This window comes from Amycolatopsis nivea, assembly GCF_004522235.1.
GTDB lineage: Bacteria > Actinomycetota > Actinomycetes > Mycobacteriales > Pseudonocardiaceae > Amycolatopsis > Amycolatopsis nivea.
Genome location: NZ_SDLT01000019.1, coordinates 85,019 through 106,740, shown reverse-complemented (window position 1 = coordinate 106,740; position 21,722 = coordinate 85,019). Strand labels below are relative to the sequence as shown.

15 protein-coding genes are annotated in these 21,722 nt (G+C 70.4%); 6 read left to right on the top strand and 9 right to left on the bottom strand.

Features of this window, described 5'->3' with window-relative positions; genetic code table 11:
* Positions 1 to 474, bottom strand: a complete 474-nt coding sequence (locus EIZ44_RS22600) for a GNAT family N-acetyltransferase (protein WP_037813099.1) — start codon at positions 472 to 474, stop codon at positions 1 to 3.
* Positions 475 to 531: 57 nt separating this feature from the next.
* The gene (locus tag EIZ44_RS22595; RefSeq protein ID WP_205673270.1) at positions 532 to 2,142 is read right to left on the bottom strand and encodes an amidohydrolase; all 1,611 of its coding nucleotides are present in this window, start codon (positions 2,140 to 2,142) and stop codon (positions 532 to 534) included.
* 247 nt (positions 2,143 to 2,389) lie between these two features.
* On the opposite strand from EIZ44_RS22595, the gene EIZ44_RS22590 reads away from it, so the two are divergent.
* The 3 genes from EIZ44_RS22590 to EIZ44_RS22580 all read left to right on the top strand — a co-directional run bounded on the left by EIZ44_RS22590 (position 2,390) and on the right by EIZ44_RS22580 (position 5,194).
* Positions 2,390 to 3,298, top strand: a complete 909-nt coding sequence (locus EIZ44_RS22590; RefSeq protein WP_134731034.1) for a hypothetical protein — start codon at positions 2,390 to 2,392, stop codon at positions 3,296 to 3,298.
* Positions 3,299 to 3,412: 114 nt separating this feature from the next.
* Complete coding sequence (locus EIZ44_RS22585; protein WP_037813090.1) at positions 3,413 to 4,312, top strand: MBL fold metallo-hydrolase; 900 nt, start codon at positions 3,413 to 3,415, stop codon at positions 4,310 to 4,312.
* Positions 4,313 to 4,387: 75 nt separating this feature from the next.
* Positions 4,388 to 5,194, top strand: a complete 807-nt coding sequence (locus EIZ44_RS22580) for a M15 family metallopeptidase (RefSeq protein ID WP_134731032.1) — start codon at positions 4,388 to 4,390, stop codon at positions 5,192 to 5,194.
* Here the strand turns inward: EIZ44_RS22580 and EIZ44_RS22575 are convergent.
* The 4 genes from EIZ44_RS22575 to EIZ44_RS22560 form a co-directional block, all read right to left on the bottom strand.
* Positions 5,191 to 6,975, bottom strand: a complete 1,785-nt coding sequence (locus EIZ44_RS22575) for a serine/threonine-protein kinase (RefSeq protein ID WP_134731030.1) — start codon at positions 6,973 to 6,975, stop codon at positions 5,191 to 5,193. The two genes, EIZ44_RS22580 and EIZ44_RS22575, sit on opposite strands and share 4 nt — an antisense overlap.
* 53 nt (positions 6,976 to 7,028) lie before the next feature.
* Complete coding sequence (locus EIZ44_RS22570; protein WP_439098615.1) at positions 7,029 to 8,954, bottom strand: amino acid permease; 1,926 nt, start codon at positions 8,952 to 8,954, stop codon at positions 7,029 to 7,031.
* A 233-nt stretch (positions 8,955 to 9,187) separates the two neighbouring features.
* Positions 9,188 to 10,087: an aminoglycoside phosphotransferase family protein gene (locus tag EIZ44_RS22565; protein WP_134731028.1), complete on the bottom strand. Its 900-nt coding sequence runs from the start codon at positions 10,085 to 10,087 to the stop codon at positions 9,188 to 9,190.
* A gap of 171 nt (positions 10,088 to 10,258) precedes the next feature.
* A complete protein-coding gene (locus EIZ44_RS22560) occupies positions 10,259 to 11,170 on the bottom strand; it encodes a LysR family transcriptional regulator (RefSeq protein ID WP_134731026.1) in 912 nt (303 codons plus the stop codon).
* A gap of 106 nt (positions 11,171 to 11,276) precedes the next feature.
* Here EIZ44_RS22560 and EIZ44_RS22555 point away from each other — a divergent pair, with 106 nt between their 5' ends.
* Positions 11,277 to 12,272 (top strand): amidohydrolase family protein, encoded by a 996-nt coding sequence (locus EIZ44_RS22555; protein WP_134731024.1) that lies wholly within the window; start codon positions 11,277 to 11,279, stop codon positions 12,270 to 12,272.
* A 19-nt stretch (positions 12,273 to 12,291) separates the two neighbouring features.
* On the opposite strand, the gene EIZ44_RS22550 is transcribed toward EIZ44_RS22555, so the two are convergent.
* The 3 genes from EIZ44_RS22550 to EIZ44_RS22540 all read right to left on the bottom strand — a co-directional run bounded on the left by EIZ44_RS22550 (position 12,292) and on the right by EIZ44_RS22540 (position 17,702).
* On the bottom strand, positions 12,292 to 14,556 hold the full coding sequence (locus tag EIZ44_RS22550) for a protein kinase domain-containing protein (protein WP_134731022.1): 2,265 nt from the start codon (positions 14,554 to 14,556) through the stop codon (positions 12,292 to 12,294).
* 81 nt (positions 14,557 to 14,637) lie between these two features.
* The gene (locus tag EIZ44_RS22545; protein WP_134731020.1) at positions 14,638 to 15,678 is read right to left on the bottom strand and encodes an ArsR/SmtB family transcription factor; all 1,041 of its coding nucleotides are present in this window, start codon (positions 15,676 to 15,678) and stop codon (positions 14,638 to 14,640) included.
* A 611-nt stretch (positions 15,679 to 16,289) separates the two neighbouring features.
* Positions 16,290 to 17,702, bottom strand: coding sequence for an FAD-dependent monooxygenase (locus EIZ44_RS22540; protein WP_134731018.1), 1,413 nt, complete (start codon positions 17,700 to 17,702; stop codon positions 16,290 to 16,292).
* Positions 17,703 to 18,228: 526 nt separating this feature from the next.
* On the opposite strand from EIZ44_RS22540, the gene EIZ44_RS22535 reads away from it, so the two are divergent.
* On the top strand, positions 18,229 to 19,449 hold the full coding sequence (locus EIZ44_RS22535; protein ID WP_134731016.1) for an MFS transporter: 1,221 nt from the start codon (positions 18,229 to 18,231) through the stop codon (positions 19,447 to 19,449).
* A gap of 979 nt (positions 19,450 to 20,428) precedes the next feature.
* A complete protein-coding gene (locus EIZ44_RS22530) occupies positions 20,429 to 21,673 on the top strand; it encodes a serine hydrolase domain-containing protein (RefSeq protein ID WP_240691378.1) in 1,245 nt (414 codons plus the stop codon).
* The last annotated feature ends 49 nt before the right edge of the window (positions 21,674 to 21,722 follow it).

The following is a 21,722-nucleotide window of genomic DNA, read 5'->3' as shown; positions in this document are numbered from 1 at the left end:
CTAAATGGGTGCGTGCAAGGTGAGTTCGAACGGGGCGAATCCACGACCACGGTAGAAGCTGATAGCGGATTCGTTGGCCGCGTATGCGGTGACGCTGGCTTGATTCGCGCCGGATTTCCTGGCCCACGCGAAGAATTCTTCCGTCAAGGCCCTCGCGACACCGGTTTCGCGGTGCGCGGGGTCGACGCGCAGGCTCTCCAGGACGCCGACCACCGCGTCCGGCCGGAGCGGGTCGGGGCGGCGGATGCGGCCGATCAGGTGGCCGATCGCGGAGCCTGCGGCGGAGTACGCCAGCAGGCACAGGGAATCGTTGCGGCGCACCAGGTCCGCGAAGTAAGCAGCGCCTTCGCGGCGCGGCCACGCGACATCCAGGTACGGATCCCGCCGCCCGCCGTCCTCGGCGAACAGGCCGGTTGCCGAGGCGACGAGCTGCGGCACGGATTCGGGCGTGGCGCGGACGACGACAGCGTTCATGAAGAAAACGCTAACCGGTTCGATTAATCTTGCAAATATCGAATTTTCGGCGATAAATCAGGCCGACCAGACCCGCTCCCCGCCGACCCACGTTTCCCGTACCCGCACCCGGTCCAACGCCTCCGGGTCGGCCGCGAACGGATCCTCCGCGAGCACCGCGAAATCGGCCAGGAATCCCGGCGCGAGCTGTCCCTTGGTCGCCTCCTCGCCGGACGCATAGGCCGACCCAGTCGTGTAAATCCCGAGCGCGGCCTCCACGCTGATCCGCTGCGAAGGCCCGAACACCTCGCCGTTCGGGGCCAGCCGCGTGACGCAGCTGCGCAGTGCGTACAGCGGCGGGAACGGCCCGCACGGATGGTCGGACGAACCGGCCACGGCGACCCCGGCGTCGAGCATCGAGCGGTGGGCGAACATGCGCTCGACGCGTTCCGCCCCGTAGTACTTGGTCAGCTTGTCCCCGTGCGCGGCGGCGTAGTTCGCGAACGGCACCGCGACCATGCCGTGGTCGCGCATGCGCTTCAGGATCTCGTCGTCAATGATGGAACAGTGCTCGATGCGGTGCCGCGGATCCTCGCGCGGGTTCGCGGCTTGGGCCTGGTCGACGGCGTCGAGGACCCGGCGGATCGCGCGGTCGCCGTTGGCGTGCACGCAGACTCGCCAGCCGGCGTCGTGCACGTGGCGCACGGTGTCGGCCAGTTCGGCGGCGCTGACGCGCTCCAATCCGTAGCTGTCGGTGCCTTCGATGGGCTGTTCGACCAGGCAGGTTCCGCCGTTGACAGCACCGTCGGCGAAGGTCTTGACGCCGCCGAGGCGCAGCCGGGTTTCCGGGGTGAGCGGGGCGTCGGGGAGGGCGCGGAAGTAGTCGAAGTGGTCGTAGGCGGCCAGCGCGTTGACCCGGAGGGTGAGCTGGTCCTGGTCGGCCAGGTGGCGCAGGACCTGCCATTCGGTGCGACCGACCAGCGCATCGCCGACCGAGGTGATGCCCGCGGCGTGCAGCGCTGCGGCGTGCCGGGTGAAGGCGGCGGCCAGGACCTCGGTGGACGGGTCCTGCACGATCGTGGGGCGCGGGGTGAAAGCGGGAAACGCCAGGTCGTAGAGGGCTTGGTCGTGGATGACGCCGTCGAGGCGGCCGGCGGCGTCGCGGCCGAGGTGACCGCCGGGCGGGGGTTCGCTCGCGTCGGTGAGGCCGGCGAGGGCGAGGCCGGGGGAGTTGACGACGCCGGCGTGCAGGGTCACGTGCACGACCAGCACCGGGTGGTCCGGGCAGGCTTCGTCCAGGTCGGCGCGGGTGAGTTCGCGGCCGCCGTTGCTGCGGAACGAGTCGTAGCCGCAGCCGATGACCCATTCGCCGGGCGGCGTCGCGGCGGCTTGGTCGCGCAGGGCCGCGGTGAGGTCGGCGGTCGAGCTGATCCGGGACGGCGAGAGGTCGACCTGCAGGGACTGCGCGGCGACGACGGTCGGGTGCTGGTGGGCGTCGTTGAAGCCGGGGATGACGGTGGCGTCGCCGAAATCGTGCAGCTGCGCGCCCGGGAACTCGCCGCGCAGGTCGGCGACGGCGCCGTGCGCGACGATCCGTTCGCCGCGCATCGCGAAGGCAGGCGGTTCGGCGCCGGTCATGGTCACGATGCGCCGGGCGGTGACGATCTGCACGGATTCCGGTGCGGACACGAGGTTCCCTCCAGGGTCGACGGCTGACCGCGCGGCATCGTGTCCACAAAGGACGGTGTGGCTCCGGTGCCGCACCGCCGATTCTAGGGGCGCGGCGGGCCAGGGCGCATGGTCGAAGCTGGTTGCGGCATTCGGGTGATCTGGGTCCCACCCGGGCGAACTCCGGAATGAGAACCGGCTCCGCGGCGGTGTATACGCTGGAAGCACCGGGCGCCTGGCCCGGCTCCCGCGGCGGCAGGAGGCTCGCATGTCCGGCATCGGCGGTGCGCGGGCCGCGCTCAGTGCCGCGGCCGAGCCGTGGGAGATCCAGGTCGGCCGCGACCTCGCCGACCGGCTCGACACCAAACCGCCTTCCCGCTGGTCCCGGCCGGGCGCGGCGGCGGAGGACCTCGCGGACCTGGTCGGCCCGGGCGAAGTGGTCCTGGCCCCGTCGGCGACGCGGCCGTCGGGCGACGGCGTGGTGTGGACGCCGGAACAGGCGCTGGGCGCGGGCGCGCGCGGGGTGGCGCTGTGGGTCGACGATCTGCCGTACCCGCGCATCGTCGGCGCGATCCCGTACCCGGAGCTGATCGCGGTCGAGCACGCGATGGCGGGGAAGCACGCGTGCCTGGTGCTAACCGGTGTCCGCACGACACTGGTTTTCCGCTACCGCTCGTGGGCGTGGCCCGCGGTCGCCGACCTCCTGACCCACGTCCGCTCGCGCGCGCACCGCCCCGGCGCGCCGGAACCGGCGCACGCGGGCCCGCCCGCCCTCGGCTGGGAGCGGCTCCCGGCGTCGCCGTTGGTGGCACTCGGACATCCCCGGCATACGCGCTACCTCGGCGCGGAACCGGAACTCCCGCAACGCTGGCTGTGGCAGCAATCCCGGCCGGCGGCGTTCGTCGTCCTGACGCGCCAGGAGCTGGTGGTGGTCCGCCATGTGCTGGGCCGGCGGCCGCTGACGCACGGCGTCCAGCTGCTGGCGGTGGCGCGGAACCGGATCACCGGCCTCGGCACGGGGGGCGACCGGTTGCGGATCGCCGCGTCGGGGAGCCGGTACGAGGCGGACCTCGGCGCCGAACTGGCGGAAGAAGCCCGGTCGCGGTTCGAGCCCATGCTGCACGCGGACGGTCAGCGGCACGTGGTGCGGAAGGCGTCGAAGGCTCCGCAGGCCTGATCGCCGCGGAACCGGATCCTGGGCGAGAGCACCTTTTTCCGGCGGGTTGTCACAAACCGGGCGGCCGTCCGGTCTTAGCCGACGATCTGGCTGTGCGACTCCCGAGGAGAACCCATGAGCTTGGCCCCTTCCGCCCGTCTCGACGAGGCGGTCCCTTCGCGGTACGCGCTGAAGGTCGGCGACATCGAAGTGCTGGTGATCAGCGACGGCGTGCTGCCGATCACCGCCGAAACGCTGGCCACCAACGCCGACCGGGCCGATCTGGCCGCGTGGCTGCGCGAAATGTTCCTGCCGCCGGAGATGATCGACTGGCCGCTGAACGTCGCCGTCGTGCGCAGCGGCGGCCGGACGGTGCTGATCGATTCCGGTCTCGGCACCGAATTCCCGGGCTTCCCGCGCGCCGGGCAGCTGGCGATGCGGCTCGTCGCGGCCGGGATCGACCCGTCGTCGGTGACCGACGTCGTGCTCACCCACCTGCACATGGACCACATCGGCGGGCTGCTCGTCGAGGGCCTGCGCGGCCGGCTGCGCGAGGATCTGCAGGTCCACCTCGCGTCGGCGGAGGCGGAATTCTGGCAGGCGCCCGATTTCTCGCGGACGGTCATGCCGGAGCCGATCCCGGAGGTGCTGCGCACGACGGCCACGCGGTTCCTCGACGTGTACCGCGGCCAGCTGCGGCCGTTCGAAACCGAGCACGAGGTGGCGCCGGGCGTGCGGATCTGCCGCACCGGCGGGCACACTCCCGGCCACAGCATCGTCCGGCTGGAATCCCGCGGCGAACGGCTGACGTTCGCCGGCGACGCGGTCTTCCAGCCCGGGTTCGACAATCCGGACTGGTACAACGGGTTCGAGCACGACCCCGAGGAGTCGGCCCGGGTCCGGGTCCGGCTTTTGACGGAGCTGGCCGCCAGCGGCGAGCAGCTGGTGGCGACGCACCTGCCGTTCCCGTCCGTCTGCCACGTGGCGGTCGCGGGCAACGCGTTCCGTTTCGTGCCGGCGGTGTGGGACTACTGAGCCGGTCTTCCCCGGGTGCGGTTTCGCTCCGCATCCGGGGGACTTCGGCGCGATCTTGTGGTAAGCAATCCGGCTATGCGCGGAAAGATGATGCGCGGCCTGGCAGTCGCCGCGATGAGCCTGTTGACCTGTCTCGTCGCCGCACCGCCGGCGCCGGCCGCACCGGAGCCCAAGGCACCGCACGAATTCGTCGCCCTGCGCGACGTCGATCCGACCATCGTGCAGGAGATCCGGTACATCACGCCGCACAACTTCACCGGCGCGCCGGTCGACGGGTACCGGCAGCCGATGTGCATCCTGACCCGGGACGCCGCCGTCGCCCTGCACAAGGCGCAGCTGTCGTTCCTGCGCCAGGGCTACACGCTCAAGGTCTACGACTGCTACCGCCCGCAGCGCGCGGTCGACAACTTCGTGCGCTGGGCCGAGGACCTGTCCGACCTGCGGATGAAGGACGAGTTCTACCCGCGCGTGGAGAAGGACCGGCTCTTCGCGGACGGCTACATCGCGGCGAAATCCGGCCACAGCCGGGGAAGCACGGTCGACCTGACGCTCGTCCGGCTCCCCGCGTTCCCGACCCGGCCGTACCGCCCCGGCGAGCCGCTGACCCCGTGCTACGGCCCGAAAGCCGAGCGATTCCCGGACAACTCGATCGACATGGGCACCGGCTTCGACTGCTTCGACACCCTCGCGCACACCCTCGACCCGCGGATCGTCGGGAAACAACGGGACAACCGGATGCTCCTGCTGCACGGACTGGAGCGGGCCGGGTTCAAGAACCTGCCCGAGGAATGGTGGCACTACACGTTCCAGCCGGAGACGTTCCCGGACACCTACTTCGACTTCCCGATCTCGCGGCGTTCGCTGAGCGGCCGTCCGTTCTAGGGCAGGCGGGTCGCGACGACCGCGGCGACAGATTTCGCTGTGTCGCAGATGGCGGTGAGGTTTCCTTTGCTGGCTTCGTCGGTCATCTCGACGAGTACGACTTCGTCTCGTTGTTCGGGAGTGCCTTCGAGCGGCGGGAGGGTCGGCGAGTAGGTGCGGTGGACGAGGGTGACGTCGCAGGTGTCGCCTTCGCTCTCATGCGGATCGACGTACGCGAGGTGTCCGCCGACGGTCGTGCGCGTCTGGCCGTCCGGCGGATCCTCGGCCAGCGGCCACTGGCGGTCGTAGTACAGGTCGACCGACTTCGCGTCGTGTCCCCACGAGCAGGCCCAGTTCGCGAAATGCCGGTCGACCGGGTAGTCCGGACCGACGGTCCGGCGGAGCGTGGCGTCGTCCACCAACGTGCAGGCGTCCGTCCGCGCCAGCGAACCCGGCTGGAACGGCTGGGCCCGGCGGGCGATCGGGCCGCGGGCGACGCGCGCGTAGGCGTCCCCGACGACGGCGTCCGCCATCGCGCACAGTTGCGGTGCGGCCGCGCCGTCGGAGCGGACCGAACTCACCGTGACGACCGAGAGGTCCGGCAGTGTGAAGGAGCGACGGCATTTCCCGGCGTCGGGATTCGGCCGCCGGATCTCGCCGAGCTTCCCCCGGACCGGCGGCACCTGCGGGTACTGCTCCGGTTCGGACAGTTCCAGGCTGGTCACGATCGTGCCGCTGCGGTCGGGCAGGCTCGTGTTCAGGTCGCAGCGCGCGAACGTGCCGAGGTTCGGTTCGAGGAACACTTTGCCGTACTGGCTCAGCGAATTCACCGACAGCAGCGAGCACGGATCCGCGGTGTGCGGGTCGCCTAACAGGTCTTGCGCCGGCGGCGCGGCGGTCGCGTTCGCGGGCGGGGCGTCGTCGCGGGTGAAGATCAGAAACCCGGCCGCCAGAAGGACAACCGCGCCAAGCGCCGCGCCGATGATCACGGGACGCCGGGATTTCTTCGCCGCTCGCGGCACTGGCGCACCGCGCAGGAAGGTCTCGACCTCGACCGCGGTCGGGCGTTTTTCCGGCTGACGGCTGAGCATTGCCTGCAACGCGGGCCCGAGCACACGAGCGTTGCGCAGCGGCTCAGGAGTTCCTTCCGCGGCCCGGCGCAGTTGTGCGAACGGCCCGTTTTCCCCGCTGCCCCAAGGAGAATCGCCCTCGACAGCTGCGAACAGCGTCGCCCCGAGCGAGAAGACGTCCGACGCGGCGGTGGCCGCTTCGCCGTTCGCGACCTCCGGCGCGAGGTACCCGGCGGTGCCGCCGACGCGGGCGCTGTCGGTGAGCGTGACCTCGTGCCCGCGGGAGATGCCGAGGTCGGCGAGTTTGGCGGTGCCGTCGTCGGCGACCAGGACGTTGCCCGGCGTGAGGTCGCGGTGCACCATGCCGCGCGCGTGCATCGCGGCGAGCGCGGACGCGATCTGCACACCGATCGCCGCGGCCCGTTCGGGAGCGAGGACGCCGTCGGTGTGCACGATCTCGGCCAAGCTGCGCGCCGGGAGGTACTCCATGACGAGCCAGCGGTCGGTGCCGTCGGAAACGGAGTCGTACACCGCGACGATGTTCGGATGCTGCAGCGCCGCGCCGAGCCGGGCCTCGCGGCGGATCTGCGGTTCGTCGCCGTCGAGGGAACGCTTGAGCGCGACCGTCCGGCGCAGTTCGAGGTCGCTCGCCCGCCAGACGACACCCATCCCGCCGGCCCCGAGGCGTTCCTCGAGCCGGTAGCGTCCGGCGATCACCTGCGGCGCAGTCACCGCGACAGCCTAAGCCGCGCGTTCCCGGGTTGTCCTCCGGCCGCCCGGAGTCCTCAGTTCTCCTTCGCGGCGCTCTTGCGCAGTTGCCTGCGCACCAGCGGCCAGAACGCGGCGATCACGGCCAGCGACACGATGCTGGTCCACACCTGGGTGCGGGCGGAGTCGTCGGTCAGCAGCATGACCACGATGATCGCCACGACGCCGACGACGGTCAGGATGCCGAGCCACGGGTGCAGCCACATCTTGAGCTTCAGCCCGGCGCGTTCCTCCGGCGTCATGTTGTGCCGCATCCGCATCTGGGTGAACGCGATGAACGAGTACACGAACAGCGCGACCAGTCCGGCGGAGTTCATGATGAAGTCGAAGATGCCCGAGTCGGGCGCGACGAAGTTGACGAAGACCGCGATGTACCCGCCGATCGTGCAAGCCGCCACCGCGACGACCGGCACGCCGGACTTGCTCTTCTTCGCCACCGCGCGCGGGGCCAGCCGTTTCTCGGCGAGCGCGGAGAACATGCGTCCGGCGGAATAGAGCCCGGAATTGAGCACCGAACACGCGGCGGTGAGCACGACCGCGTTCATCACCAGACCGGCGCCGGGCAGCCCGAACAGCGTGAAGGCGTGCGCGAACGGCCCCTCCTGTTTGGGATTCGGCAGCTGGTTCCACGGGACGATGGTGACGATCAGCAGCACGCCGCCGACGAAGAACAGCAGGATCCGCCAGATCACCGTGACGACCGCCTGCCGCACGCCCTTGGCCGGATCCTCGGACTCGGCCGCCGCCATCACCGCGATCTCGGTGCCGAAGTAGGAGAAAATCACGATCGCGACGCCGCTGAGCACCGGCCACCAGCCGTTCGGCGCGAACCCGCCGTGCTGCCAGAGGTTCGGGATCGAGAAGCTCGCCTTCGGCCAGAGCCCGAACGCGAACAGCGCGCCGACCGCGAGGAACACGATGATCGCGGCGACCTTGATGCTCGCCAGCCAGTACTCGACCTCGCCGAACGACCGCGCGGACACCAGGTTCGTGGTGGTGAAGAACAGCAGCAGCACCACCGAGAACACCCACTGCGGCACGTCCGGGAACCACCCGCCGAGCACCGACCCGCCGACGACCGCCTCGAACGCGATCACGCCGATCCAGTAGTACCAGTAGAGCCACCCGACGAGATATCCCGCCCACTCGCCGAGCCCCACCCGGGCGTACTCCATGAACGACCCGATCGCGGGCCGCGCGGCGGCCATCTCGCCGAGCATCCGCATCGCGAGGAAGACGAGCAGCCCGCCGATGAGATAGGAGACGACGGCGGCGGGCCCGACGGCGCGGACCACGTTGCCGGAGCCGACGAAGAGACTGGCCCCGATGATCCCGCCGAGGGCGATCATGGTGATGTGCCGGGAGCGCAGCTTTTTGGGGTCGCTGGCGGAGGTTGCTGCTTTGCCCGGGGTGGTGTCGTGCGGGGTTGCTTCGGGGGTGTGCGCGGGCGGTTCGGCTGTGCCTGGGGTGGCGTGGGCTGTGTGCACGGGGGTGGCGGCTTCGCCTGAGATCGCCTCGCCTGCGGCCGCCTTGCCCGGTGCGGCTTCGGCTGGGGTCGCGGTGCGGTCGGTTGCTTCGCCCGGTGCCGTCGCGTGTGCGGTCGCGCCTCCTGCGCTCGACTCGGCCTGGGTCGCCGTGCGGTTGGTTGCCTCGGCCGGTGCCGCCGGGTCTGCGCCTGATCCGGCCGGGGGCGTCGTACGCGAGGTGGCTTCGGCTGGGGTCGCCGTGCGGTCGGTTGCCTCGCCCGGTGCCGTCGCGTGTGCGGTCGCGCCTCCTGCGCCCGACTCGGCCGGGGACGTCGTGCGCGAGGTGGCTTCGGCCGGAGTCGCCGTGCGCTCGGCAGCCTCCGCCGGGACCGCATTCCCCGCCGCTGCCTCGCCCGAGGCCGCCTCGCCGTGGCTCTCCGGGTTGCCTTGGCCCTCTTCGGTGATCCGATCAGCCATCGATCGATCTTCCTCTCGTCCAGCCGTGCCGTCCCGCGGCGCCGCCCCGCCGACAACGATGTCGGAACCGGCCGCGGAGCCGGGCCTCGCTGACGCGGGACAGTCTGCGGCCGCCGGGTCCGTCGAGGCTAGGTGCGACAGGGGGCGGATGCCGGGCGAGAAAGTTGTCGATCATCCGAATGGAGCAACAGCGCGTGCCGGATTTGTCGGATATCGGCGAGCTGGGTGCGGAATCAGGCTCGCTTGAGGTCCGCCAGCGTCGCCGTGATCTGGTACTTCGCGCTCGCGGCCACACGGGGATTCGTTGCCGCATAAGCGGTGTACGCGTTGAGTCCGGTGCTCAACGCGTATCCGCGCCCGCGCGTCCAGCTGTCCTCGTCGAGGCCCGACTCCGCGCGAAAGATCTCCCGAGCCGAAGGCGGGAGGAGTGTCCATGCGATCAGCGCGTCGCAAGCCGGATCGCCGACGCCTAGTCCGCCGAAGTCGAGGACGGCGCTGATCTGTCCGTCCGCCAGCAGGAGATTGCCCGGGTGCAGGTCGCCGTGCACCCACACCGGCGGGTGCGGCCACGGCGGTGCGGCGAGCGCGGCGTCCCAGACCGCGGTCAGTGCGGCGCGGTCGAAGACGTCGGCGGTCCCGGCGATCGCGGCGCGCGTCTCGGCGTCCCGGCGGGCGAGCGGTGCGCCGATGAACCCGTTGTGCGGTCCGGCGGCGAGCGAGGGATCGGCGGGGATCCGGTGGAGCGCCGCGACGAACCGCGCCAGTTCGGTCGCGATCCGGGCCGGGCAGGCGAGCCCGCCGATGTCCGGGGGCGAGCCCGGCAGCCAGCGGGACACCGACCAGTGCCACGGATAGCCTTCGCCCGGCGTCCCGAGCGCGACCGGCTCGGGAATCGCCAGCGGCAGGTGCGGCGCGAGCCGGGGGAGCCACCGGGATTCCTTCTCCGGCTGCCCCGCCGCCCACTCGCCGCGCGGCAGGCGCACGGACAACTCGTCCCCGAGCCGGTAGAGGACGTTGTCCGAACCGGCCGGTTCGAGCCGCGACAGCGGGAGGGCGGCCAGTTCGGGCAGTTGCGCAATCAGGAGGCGCTTGACCAAGGTTTCGTCGGCGGAGTGCGTTGCGGGCAAAGGCAAGTCTCTCGGTCAGGCGCCCGGCGCGGCCCGGGACGTTCGCCTCGATCGAACCACGCCGTCCGGCGTCCGTCCACTGGATTTCGCACCCGAGACGTCGGGAAAGTCTTGCCCCTCAAGGGTTTCCCTCGGCGCACGCGGAGCCGCATCGCGCGCCTGAGGCAACCGGCTGTCTCACGGATCCGCCCGGCCCGGAAGCCCCGGCCGGAGCGCCGACGGCTGACGGCAGGTGTTGACGAAAGCGGCCACCGCCGGTGCCGGTTCGGTGCTGCGGTGCAACAAGTGGAAGTCGGTCGCGCGGCCGGGTTCGGCCAACGGCCGGTACACGACTTCCGGAACCGCGGCCCGTTCCACGCCCGCCGGGACCACCGCGATGCCCACCTTCGCGGCGATCAGTGCCAGCACGCTCAGCGTGCTGTCGGCGCGAAAACGGGATGGCGGGTCCGCCTCGCGCCGACGCGGCCACGGCGGCGCGAGGTCGCCGTCGCCGATGATGTACTCGATGTGTTCCTCCCCGGCGAGCTGCTCGACGGTCAGCGTCCGGTGCCGGGCGAGGCGGTGCCCCGCGGGCAGCGCGACCAGAAACGACACCGAGCTGGCCGGAGCCGAGGCCAGCCGGGGTTCGCCGGGCGGAGCCGGGAGCGCGCTGAAACCGACGTCCAGTTCGCCGGCGAGGATCGCGGTGCGCTGAACCTGCGGCCCCGCCTCCCGCAGCTCGATCCGGACCAGCGGGCGTGCCTCGTGGAACTCGCGGATCAGACCGGCCAGGAGGCCGCCGAACACCACGGCGCCCGCCACGCCGATCCGGACGCTCCCGGTCTCGCCGCGCAGGGCGGACCGCGCCGCGTCCTGTGCGCGTCCGGCCTGGGCGAGCACCTGCCGCGCTTCGATCAGGAACGCCTGGCCGGCCGGGGTGAGCCGGGGCCGCCGTCCGGTGCGCTCGAACAACGGCCCGCCGAGTTCGTGCTCCAGGTCCCGGATCTGCATGCTCAGCGTGGGCTGGACGACGTGCAGCGTGCGCGCGGCCGCGCTGAACCCGCCCTCCTCGGCCACCGCGACGAAATAGCGCAGGTGCCGCAGTTCCATCCCGTCTCCTATCAGCCGGACTGATCAGTGAATCAGAAACAAGTGTTTGAGCTTATCGCTCGCTCGGGGCCATCGTGGAGGGACAGACCGACGAACAGGGGCAGCGATGCGGATTGTCACGCTCGAAGAACACTGGACCGACCCGGCGGTGACCGCCGCCGGCATGCCGAATCTGCTGAACCACGTGCCCGGCTACGCCGCGGCGTTCGACCCCGACACCGGGATGCCCTACCCGCGGCATCCCGAACTCCTGGCGGACCTGGGCGCCGCCCGGATCGCCGACATGGACCGGCACGGCATCACCACGCAGGTTCTCTCGCTGGTCAACACTTTCCTTCCGGCGGACGTCGCACCGGAATTGACCGCCGCGGCCAATGACACCATGGCCGAAGCGGTCGCGGCGTTTCCCGGCCGGTTCGCCGCGTTCGCCACCCTGCCGACGGCCGTCCCCGCCGCCGCGGCGGACGAATTGCGCCGGTGCGTCGGTGAACTGGGCTTCGTCGGCACGATGATCATGGGGCGCACCGACGACGAATTCCTGGACGAGCCGCGCTTCGATCCCATTCTGCGCGCCGCCAGCGACCTGTCCGTGCCGATCTACCTGCACCCGGCCCCGCCGCCGGTGGCGGTCAGCGAGGCCAGCTACGCCGGAGGGCTCTCGCCCGCGGTGTCGGCGGCGCTCCGGCTCCCCGCGTGGGGGTGGCATCAGGAAACCGCCGCGCACTTCCTGCACCTGGTGCTGACCGGGGTCCTCGACCGTTATCCGGGGCTGCAGTTCATCCTCGGCCACTGGGGCGAATTCGTCCCGTTCTACCTCGACCGGCTGGACGAGAGCATGCCCCGGCGGATGACCAAGCTCGACCGGACCTTCCGCGAGTACTTCCGGGACAACGTGTTCATCACCCCGAGCGGCATGTTCAGCCAGGCCCAGCTCCGGTACTGCGCGGACACAGTCGGCGCCGACCGGATCCTCCATTCCGTCGATTTCCCGATGCTCGGCAACGAGGGCACCGTGTCGTTCCTGACCGAATCGCATCTTTCCCATGAGGATCAGGAAAAGATCGCCCACGGAAATGCCGACGCGCTGCTCGGTCTCGGCTGATTCCTTTCGCGGCCGAGGGTCAGTGCGGCTGGGAGAGGTCTCCCGGACGGAAGGCCTCCGCGGTAGTGCTCACCGGCGCGTCGAGTTCGGTTTTGTGCTCGCGCGGATAGACCCAGCGCAGTGTCGCCGTCGACCCGGGGCCGGAGAAACCTATCTCGTAGAAGATCATTCCGTCGCTTTGATAGCCGGAAATCGAGTAGTGGTCGCCTTCGTCCTTGCGGTAGGTCACCCGGCCGGACTGTGCTTCCGTCTCGGCGGCCGCGTCGGCCAGCGCGGCGGCGACAGTGCGGCCGCCTGAGTTGGTGCCCCAGACGGTCATGGTCGCGTGGAGTGGCTTGTTGGCGAACGTCATTCCGTCGCCGTTTTCCGGGCTGTACGGCGTCGCGGTATATCCCTGGGGAACGCGTGTGGTGAAGCCGAACCGGGGGTTGGTGTAGGTGGTGCTGGCCGCCGGGGCGGACGAAGACGGCGTCGAGGGCGCCGGGGAAGTCGCTCCGATGCCCAGCATTGCCAGGAATTTCGGTTGCAGCAGGTCGCTGATCTCGGAATAGGGGAGGACGACCGTTTCTTTCCCGGCCGCCATGACGCATCCCAGTTCGTACCACACCATTTCGAACTGGACCCCGGTCTTGGTGAATCCGATCGGCGTCGCGGGCACGTGCCCGCGGCCGGGAACCCGGTCCGCCGCGTCGACGGTGGTTTTCCGGCCTTCGTCGTAGCCGACGGTCGGCTCCCGGCAGAAACCGGACTGGGTGTGCGGGTCGATGCGGTCGGTCAGCGTTTTCATCCCGGCCGCGGTCAGCGCTTCGGGCCGGAACATGTCCTGAGGGCCGAGCGGGTTCCCGGTGGCGAGGTCGACGTTCACGGTTTCCGGGAAACGCCAGGTCGTGTGGGAGAGGACATTCGAATCGAGACCGTGGTCGTAGCGAACGGAAAGCAGGCTCGGCGTCTGCAGCAGGATCTGCGCGGTCGTGTGCGCCGCGGGCGTGTCCCCGGTGTCGGTGAACTGCTGCCGCCAGTCCGGATTGGCGCGTGCGTCGCGGATGGCCTTCAGCCGTTTGTCGATCGGGGCGCGCAAAGCGTCGTTGACGCGTTTCCGCACCGCGGCGTCCGGTCCGCCGGACACCTGCGGATACTGGAGGTCGTAGGTGATCGGGAGCGCTTGGTCGCGGCCGGAATCGGTCTGCATCGCGACGGTGAGCGCCGCGGGCGCGGGCGGGTCGTCCTGGCGGTTGAAGACCAGGATTCCGCCGGTGACCAGTGCGCTGACGACCACCAGCACCGCGACGACCTTGCCGACGATCACCGCGGTCGCCCCGGCTCCGGTGCCCGTGGCGGTCGGCACCCCGGCTCCGGCCGCGACCGCCCCGGCGCCCGCTCCGATCGGCGCGGCGGCGGTGCCCGCGGTGGCCAGGAGGGCCAGCGGGGTGAGCGCGGTCAGGGCGGCGGACGCGGCGGCCAGGCGCTTCCAGCCGCGCTTCTCCCAGTTCTTTCCGTAGGCCTTGCGGGCGACGGTTTCCAATTCGGACACGAAAGCGTCCGCTGTGGACGGTCGCCACGCCGGGTCCTTGGCCATGCCGCGCGCGATCAGCGGACGGAGTTTCTCGGGTACCGCGTCCAGCGGCACCGGCGCCATCTGGTGCAGCGAGCGCAGTTCGTCCGTGGTGGTCGCCTCGAACGGCTGGTGTCCGGTGATGCATTGGTAGAACACGCAAGTGGCGGCGTACACGTCGGTGGCGGGCTGGCCCGGTTGTCCGGCCCACTGCTCGGGTGCCATGTACGACGGCGACCCGGCGGTCAGTCCATTGTGTCCGTCCAAAGTGGCCAGTCCAAAGTCGACCAGTTTCGACTGGCCTTCTTGCGACACCAGCACGTTTCCCGGTTTGTAGTCGCGGTGGACGACCCCGGCGGCGTGCGCGTCGGCGAGTCCGAGCAGTGAGCCCTTGAGCATGGCCAGCGCGGATTCCGGTTCGAGGACGTTCTCCGTCGCCAGAAGCGCGCGCAGGGACACGCCGGGCACGGCCTCCATCACCAGCGCGGCGCCCTGCGGTGTTTCGACGAAGTCGAACAACCGCACGACGTGCGGGCTGCGGACGCCGGACAGCAACCACGCCTCGCGCCGGAACCCGGCCGCGATGTCCGGGTCGGCGAGATACTCCGCGAGGAGGTATTTGATCGCCACCATCCGGCCGGATTCCTGGTGCTTGGCCAGCACGACGCGGCCGAAGCCGCCCACGCCGAGCACGTCGACCTCAGTGAACCCGGGCACCCGCCAGTCGCTCATCCGCGCCGCTTCCCCTCTCCGCGAGGCTGGTCGCGGTCGGCGAGATCGTACTCCGGAGATGTGGCATCCGGAGTGGAGTTGTCACATTTGTGCCTCGGTCGTGGGATCCGATCCTGGACGCGCCTCGGGGTGCTGATGCGTCGGCGAGCAGGGGCTCAGGAGGCGGATTCCTTGCTCGGTGGTGCGGTAGCGGACCGTGCGGCCGGACCGCTGCCTGGTGACCAGCCCGTTGTCGCGCAGGACCCGGAGGTGCTGCGAAACCGCGCTCGGCGACACGTGCAAGGCTTCGGCGAGGTCGGTGGTCGTGGCGGGGGAGCGCAGCGCCTCCAGGAGTTCGGCGCGACGCCGGCCCAGAAGGCGGACCGCGTGCCCGGCGGGACGGCGCTCGTCGGCTGTCCACAGTGCACCGCTGCCTCGCGCCGGGTAGCGGATCGTGGTCTGGGTGGTGGTGTGCAGTTTGATCATCACCCACGGCGGCCCGAGCACGACGGGGGAGAGGACCAGCCCGCCGGCAGGGCGTCCGGGCGAAGGACGGTTGTCGCCGTCGAGGACGAGGCGGCCGTCGTGCCAGTTCAGTCTGGCGTGCAGGTCGGTGAACAGACGGCCCGCGCCGCCGTCGGCCCACTGTTTGGCGCGGTAGGCGATGTCGGCGTCGAGGACCGCGCGCAACCGGCCCCAGTGCGGTGCGATCAGGCGGTCGTGCGCCTGACGCAGTTCGGCAGCGATGGCGCGCAACCCAGCCGCAGGGTCGTCGGCGAGCGCCTGCGCCGGGCCCGACAGGCGATCGCCGAAGACGCCATGCAGACTTCGCCGGACCTCGCCCGGGGTGGTCCGGCATATCGCGGCGAGCGCCTCGTCGATCGTGCTAGCCGCGCGCGCCGGGGCGGGCAGGAGGAACTGCGGCCAACTGGCCCGGCCGGTGACCAGCAACGGCCAGGTCCGCCGGAGGTCCAGCGGCCGCGCGGCGAGCTCTGCCGTCGCCCAGCGGGCCCAGCGTTCGTGCCGCGTCCGGCCCCAGCACCCGGCGAGGGTCTGCAGGCCGGAGACAGTTTCGGACAGCGGCGAGACGGCGAGCCTGGTGCCCGCGAGGTCGCCGGTGCTCAGATCGAGGGTGAGCGGCACGTCGCGATTATGCGGCAGAGGGCGGGTTGTCCGGGGGACCGGCGGGCGGGGTTTGGCCTTCGCTGGTCCAGGGGCTGCGCTTGGGGGCGGGCGGCTGAGGTCTTGTCTTCGCTGGTTCGGGGGGGGGTCTGTGGGTGAGGTGGTTGTGGTCTTGCCTTCGCCGGTCCAGGCGTGGTCTTTCATCGTGTGAGGTTGAGGTCGTGCCTTCGCTGGTCCAGCGGGTGCGTTTTACGGCGGGCGGATGAGGTCTTGCGTTCGCTGGTCCGGGGTGGTTTTTCTGTGGGCGGGGTGGTTTCGGTGTCGCCTCCGCCGATTCAGGCGTGGTCTTGCATCGTGCGAGGCTGCAGCCTTGCCTTCCCTGGCCAGGGCTGGTTTCAGCGGGTGTGGCGGTTAAGGAATCGCCTTTGCTGGTCCGGGTGGCTTTCGGCGGCCAGGTCGTTGAGGTCTCGCCTTCGCCGGTCTGAGGGCTGCTCGTTCAGCGGGCGGGGTGGTTGAGGGCGTGCGGCTTCTCATCGGTCCGAGCGGGGCGCGGCAGCGCGGTCGCGAAGGAGCGAGCTTGCCGAACCAACGGGTGGGAAGCCCGGTTCCCGCTGGCTCCGGCGACGCCCCCGTTATGCAGCACTCCGGCCGAACCAGCGGGCGAGCTGGTGGTTCAGCTCCTGCTGGTCCTCGCCGATCCAGGCGATGTAGCCGTCGGGGCGGAGCAGGACGGCCGGGGCGTCCAGGGCGGCGGCGGGGTCGGCGAGGAGGTCGACCCGGTCTGTCCAGCCGTCGACGGTCAGTCGTTCGGTGCGGTCCAGCACCAGTGCGCGGCCCTGGTGGAGGCGGTCGTAGAGGCGGCCTTGCTTGAGGTCGAGGTCGGGGAGACGGTGGCCGAGCAGGTCGGGGCCTTTGCCGAAGTCGTAGCGGAGGTCGATCGCGGTGATTTTCCCGATCAGGCGGCGGTTGACCTCATCGATGTCCATCAGTTCGGCGAGCAGCTTGCGCACGGCCCGCGGTCCTGCTTCGGCGGACGACAGTTCCATCTGGGCGCGGGTGTTGTCGAGGACGTCTGCGGCGACCGGATGGCGTTCGGCCTGGTAGGTGTCGAGCAGGGAGTCGGGGGCCGAGCCGCGGATCTGCGCGGCGAGCTTCCAGCCGAGGTTGAACGCGTCCTGCACGCCCAGGTTGAGGCCTTGTCCGCCGGTGGGCGGGTGGATGTGCGCGGCGTCGCCTGCCAGCAGCACCCGGCCGACGCGGTATCGGTCGGCCAGCCGGGTGGCGTCACCGAAGCGGGACAGCCAGCGCGGGGAGTGCACGCCGAAATCGGTGCCGGCGAGGGCGCGCAGTTGTTCTTGGAAGTCTTCGAGAACGGGCGGTTCGGAGCTGAGCCCGGCGGCAGGTACCACGACGCGGTAGACGCCTTCCTCGACCGGCCCCAGCATGAACCGCTTGTTGGCCTGCCGGACCTCGGCCACCTTGGCGGCGATCTCCTCCGGCGGCGCGGACGCGGGCATCTCGCCCATCAGGGTTTCGGTCCGCGAGGGTTCGCCCGGGAAGCCGACGCCGAGCAGTTTGCGCACGGTGCTGCGCGCGCCGTCGCAGCCGACGAGGTACTTCGCTCGCAGCTGTTCGCCGTCAGCCAGTTCGACGGTCACTCCGTCCTCGTCCTGCTCGAACCCGGCGATCGCGCAGCCGTGCCGGACCTCCGCGCCCAGTTCGATGGCGTGTTCCTCGAGCTCCCGGACGACGACCGGTTGGGGGATGCCCAGCAGATACGCGGTGTCGAGGTCCGCGGGCGGGGGTGCGGGGATGCCAGCGAAAATGCCGCCGACCGGACGTTGCCGTCCGTGCGGCAGGAGCCGCTCCAGCAGCCCGCGCATCGCGAGTTGCTCGAGGCTGCGGATGTGCAGGCTGACGATCCGGGCCAGCGGGACCGGCTCGGTTTCCTTCTCCAGCACGAGAACCCGCACGCCGTGCAACCGCAGCTCGGCGGCGAGCGTCGCGCCGGTGGGACCGCAGCCGGCGATGATTGCGTCGATCATGAAGCATCCGTTCGTTCAGGTGACGTGCGGTTCGGTGCGATGGGAACAGTCGCCGGTCGGTCAGTTGCGCGGCGCTCTGCTGATGCCCGTTGAGCTGGGATGCACGCGGCCGTGGCCCGCTTGGCCCGTGGCCGCGTAGCCGCAGTTCGCTCAGCGGGGCCTTGGCTGGCGCGCGCCTTGCCGCAGTTTGCGCGGTTGGCAGCGGCGCGTCTGATGGGAGAGAGCCTGGCTGGGGTCCGCTCGATCAGTGCGTGGCTGACTGCGGTGCGTCCAACCGCCGCCCGTTCAACCGCGGCGATCGCGACAACCGCGCATCCCGGCATCGCGACCCCACGACGGCAGGCACGCCCAGGTAAGGACGCGTCGGGCTGAGTCGGGATTCGCGCAGGACTTGGCATCGGCCGCGCCAGTCTGCGGCACCCCGGATCTTGCGGCAAGCGAAATACGAAGAGGTTCCAGCCATCGTCGATGTAGCTCCAGTCTACATGATGGCGAACACATGTTCGACTCAGGAACCCTCCCGAACATGAAGCACAGCGACCCCAAAGCCAAGCTCCCCGCCGCGTACTGGCGGTTGTGGTGGGCCTCTGCGGTGGACAACGTGGGGGACGGGATCTTCTCCGCGGCGGTCCCGCTGCTGACGGTCACGCTCACGCGCGATCCGGTGCAGGTCTCGGTCGTCTCGGCCGCGACCTACCTTCCCTGGCTGCTGCTCTCCTTGCCCGCGGGGGCGCTCGTGGATCGGCGCGACCGAGTCAGTCTCCTCTGGCGGTCGCAGGCGCTTCAAGCGGTGATCGTCGCGGTGGTCGCCGTGCTGATCGGGCTGGGGCGGATCGACATCGCGGGGCTCGCGGCCATGGGGTTCGGGCTCAGTGCGTGCGAGGTCGTGTTCGCCAACGCGTCGCTCGCAGTGCTGCCGGACCTGGTGTCCGAGGCGCAGTTGCACCGGGCGAACGGCAGTCAGTACGCGGTCGCCAACGCGGGGCAGTTGTTCGTCGGGCCGCCGATCGGGAGTCTGCTGTTCGCGGGGGCGGAGGCGTTGCCGTTCGGCCTGGACGCGGTGTCGTTCGCGGGGTCTGCCGCGTTGTTGGCGACTTTGCCTCGCCGTCCGGCGCCGCGCGAGGTGCAGCCACCGGTCCGGGTCGCGGTGGTGGAGGGGGTGCGGTGGCTCGGGCGGCACCGGTTGCTGCGGACGTTGGCCGGGCTGCTGGCGGTGAACACGTTCTGCTACCAGCTTGGCAATGTGACGGTCGTGCTGCTCGCGACCCAGACTTTGCACGTCAGCGAGCGCGGTTACGGCGTGCTGCTCGCGGGGGCCGCGGCGGGCAGTGTGCTCGGCGGGATGGTCAACGCGCGGGTCGTGGCGAAAATCGGGGCGCTGCAAGCGTTGTTGACCGCGTTGATCGCCAACATCGTGATCTTCGTGCTCATCGGAGCCAGTCCGAATGCGGTCGTTCTCGGGGCTTTGCTGGGTTTCAACGGGTTTGCGACGACGCTCTGGAGCGTGGTCACGGTCAGCCTGCGCCAGCAGGCGGTGCCGCAGGAACTGCGCGGGCGCGTGCACAGCGTCTACCGGATGCTGGGCTGGGGTTTGATGCCGCTGGGATCGCTGGTCGGCGGACTGGTCGCGGACGTGCTCGGCATCCGGGCGGCGTATCCGGTGGCCGGTGCGGTGCGGGGGATCGCGCTGGCCGTGGCGCTGCCGGTGCTTCTATCGGCGATGCGCGGCGGGAAGCCAGCGGAGTGAGGGCACGTCTGTCCTGAGTGGACAGTGGGTGATAGTCAATTCGTGGGCAATCGGCCCGATGGTTCCCTTTTACCGATCTGTGCGGTCGGAAATGCTGCGGAATATGCATCTTATTGACAGCTTGCCGACAGTTGGAAGCGGGTTCCGCTGTTCGGTTATTGGTCGCGGAGAAGGTGCAACGTTTCCGGCGGCGGGGGCGACTGTGCGGGCGGAGGTGCTCATGCCGGAATCGACTGTGGCGGTCTCATGGCGGAACGACGGGAAGTGCGGCGAGTTACCCGGGAGTAAGGGCTACTGCCGTCGCGCGCCATTCGTGTGGTCGTGCGGGGAGGGCGGTGAATTCCGCGCGGAGGGGAGTCGGCGGAATTTTCCGGTGATCGGGTGAGGTTTAGCGGAGCGAATCGCCGATTCTTCCTGATCGACTTGTCCCGCTAGCTGTTCGGAAGCGTTTAAGGAGAGGCGGAAGGTGATCGTTTTCCGGGACGCGGCTGAACTCCCGCTCGCGGCGGTGATGTTGCTGCGGTCGGGGCAACGGCAGCGTCCGTTGGCACTACTTCGGCGGTTTCGATCATTGTCGAGGCGGCCGGGATAATGACGGGTTTACGCTGGTCGGAGCAGTCGGAAACGGTTCCGGGTGCGGTCGGGACGTCGGCCGAATGCGAAGGCGGACCGTCCGCTTATCTGTGTGTCGCCCTGAGGTGTGAGTCCGTTGTTCATATTTTAGAATGCTCTCGGCAATGTGTGACGCTGGGTGCGAACCGGCGTATGCCGCAGTCCTTCGTTTGGCGGTTGCTGGAGCGCAACCGCGCTAGGCAGGGTATGGATTCCGGCGCGGGTCCGGTCTTGAAGACGGCCGCGCTCTGCTGGGGCTAGTGCCGCGCGGGCGGGGGGCAATTCCCCGGGCGGCTCCTACGAGTATTCGAAAGGCTTGGTCATGCACTCCCGGAAAGAAAGATTCGCTGTCCCGAGACCGCGGCCGGTGCCCGGCGCCGGCGATGCGGGCCGGCTGGCCGCAGTGCTCCCGCGGCTGGCCGCCCGGCATCGGGTGCGGGGAGCGCAGGTCGCGGTGTGGTCCGGCGGCGAGACGGTCATGGTCCAGACCGGTTCGGCGGGCGGCGGCAGGCCGATGCGGGCGGACTCGCGGGTGCCGATCGGCTCGATCACCAAGGTGGCGACCGCGACCCTGGCGATGATGCTCGTCTCCGACGGCGATCTCGAGCTGGACCAGCCGGTAGGCGAGATTCTCGGCGACCCCTCGCTGTCCGCCGAGCTGACCTTGCGCAGGCTGCTGAGCCACACCAGCGGGCTGCCCTCGGACCCGGCCGACGCGGGCGGGTCCTGCCGGAAGGAGGTGCGGGCCGCGGAGTTCGTCTGCGAGCCCGGCGCCGCGTTCTCCTATTCCAACCTCGGCTACGCGCTCGTCGGCCTGCTGATCGAAGAGGTCACCGGGATGGGCTGGCGCGAGGCGGTCGAGTCGATTCTGTTGCGGCCGTTGGAGATCGAGCCGGTCTACGTCGACAGCCCGGGCGTCGCGACCGGGCACGCGCGCGACGGCGAGCGTCCGCTCGAACAGGTGCTGCCGCCGATGCTGGACCCGGCGGGCGCGCTCGCGCTGAGCGCCCGCGACCTGGTCGCGCTCGGGCGGGTCCACCTCGGCAAACCGGGATTGCTCGACGTCGTCACCGCGAGCGACCTGCACCGGCCGGTGCCCGTCGCGGAACCGTTCGGCCTCGCCGACGGCTGGGGACTGGGGCTGGCCTGTTTCGGCGATGAGGAGTTCCGCTGGCTCGGCCACGACGGCACGGCCGACGGCACCTCGTGCCACCTGCGGATCGACCAGGCCGGGGCCTGCGTGCTCGCGCTGACTGCCAACGGCGCGGGCGGCACCGACCTCTGGCACGACCTGGCCGCGGAACTGCCGGACCTCGGCCTTCCGCCATATCGCCTCCAGGGCGCGGAATCCTGCCCGATTCCGCTGCCGAACGGCGATTTCGGCACTTATCGCAACGGAGCCCTCGGATACACGATCCGGCCGACCGCCGACGGCGGCGCGTGCCTCGACGTGGACGGCGACGTCTTCCCCGAACTGACCCGGTACGCCGACGGCAGCTTCACCGTCCGCGACCCGGCGACCGGCCGCGCCACCCCGTGCGGACGGTTCCGCGGCGACCCCGGCGCGGCAACCGCCGTCGAAATCGGCGGCCGGCTCGCGCGGCGGTGCTGAGGCCGCCCTCCTGACTCCTCGTCCCCCACCCGCGCCAGGCGGGATCCCT

Coding starts and splice junctions, on each gene's coding strand:
- EIZ44_RS22540 (WP_134731018.1), bottom strand. CDS start 17,702: ATGATCGACGCAATCATCGCCGGCTGCGGTCCCACCGGCGCGACGCTC.
- EIZ44_RS22580 (WP_134731032.1), top strand. CDS start 4,388: ATGCGCGGAAAGATGATGCGCGGCCTGGCAGTCGCCGCGATGAGCCTG.
- EIZ44_RS22590 (WP_134731034.1), top strand. CDS start 2,390: ATGTCCGGCATCGGCGGTGCGCGGGCCGCGCTCAGTGCCGCGGCCGAG.
- EIZ44_RS22550 (WP_134731022.1), bottom strand. CDS start 14,556: ATGAGCGACTGGCGGGTGCCCGGGTTCACTGAGGTCGACGTGCTCGGC.
- EIZ44_RS22555 (WP_134731024.1), top strand. CDS start 11,277: ATGCGGATTGTCACGCTCGAAGAACACTGGACCGACCCGGCGGTGACC.
- EIZ44_RS22570 (WP_439098615.1), bottom strand. CDS start 8,954: ATGGCTGATCGGATCACCGAAGAGGGCCAAGGCAACCCGGAGAGCCAC.
- EIZ44_RS22535 (WP_134731016.1), top strand. CDS start 18,229: ATGAAGCACAGCGACCCCAAAGCCAAGCTCCCCGCCGCGTACTGGCGG.
- EIZ44_RS22600 (WP_037813099.1), bottom strand. CDS start 474: ATGAACGCTGTCGTCGTCCGCGCCACGCCCGAATCCGTGCCGCAGCTC.
- EIZ44_RS22560 (WP_134731026.1), bottom strand. CDS start 11,170: ATGGAACTGCGGCACCTGCGCTATTTCGTCGCGGTGGCCGAGGAGGGC.
- EIZ44_RS22585 (WP_037813090.1), top strand. CDS start 3,413: ATGAGCTTGGCCCCTTCCGCCCGTCTCGACGAGGCGGTCCCTTCGCGG.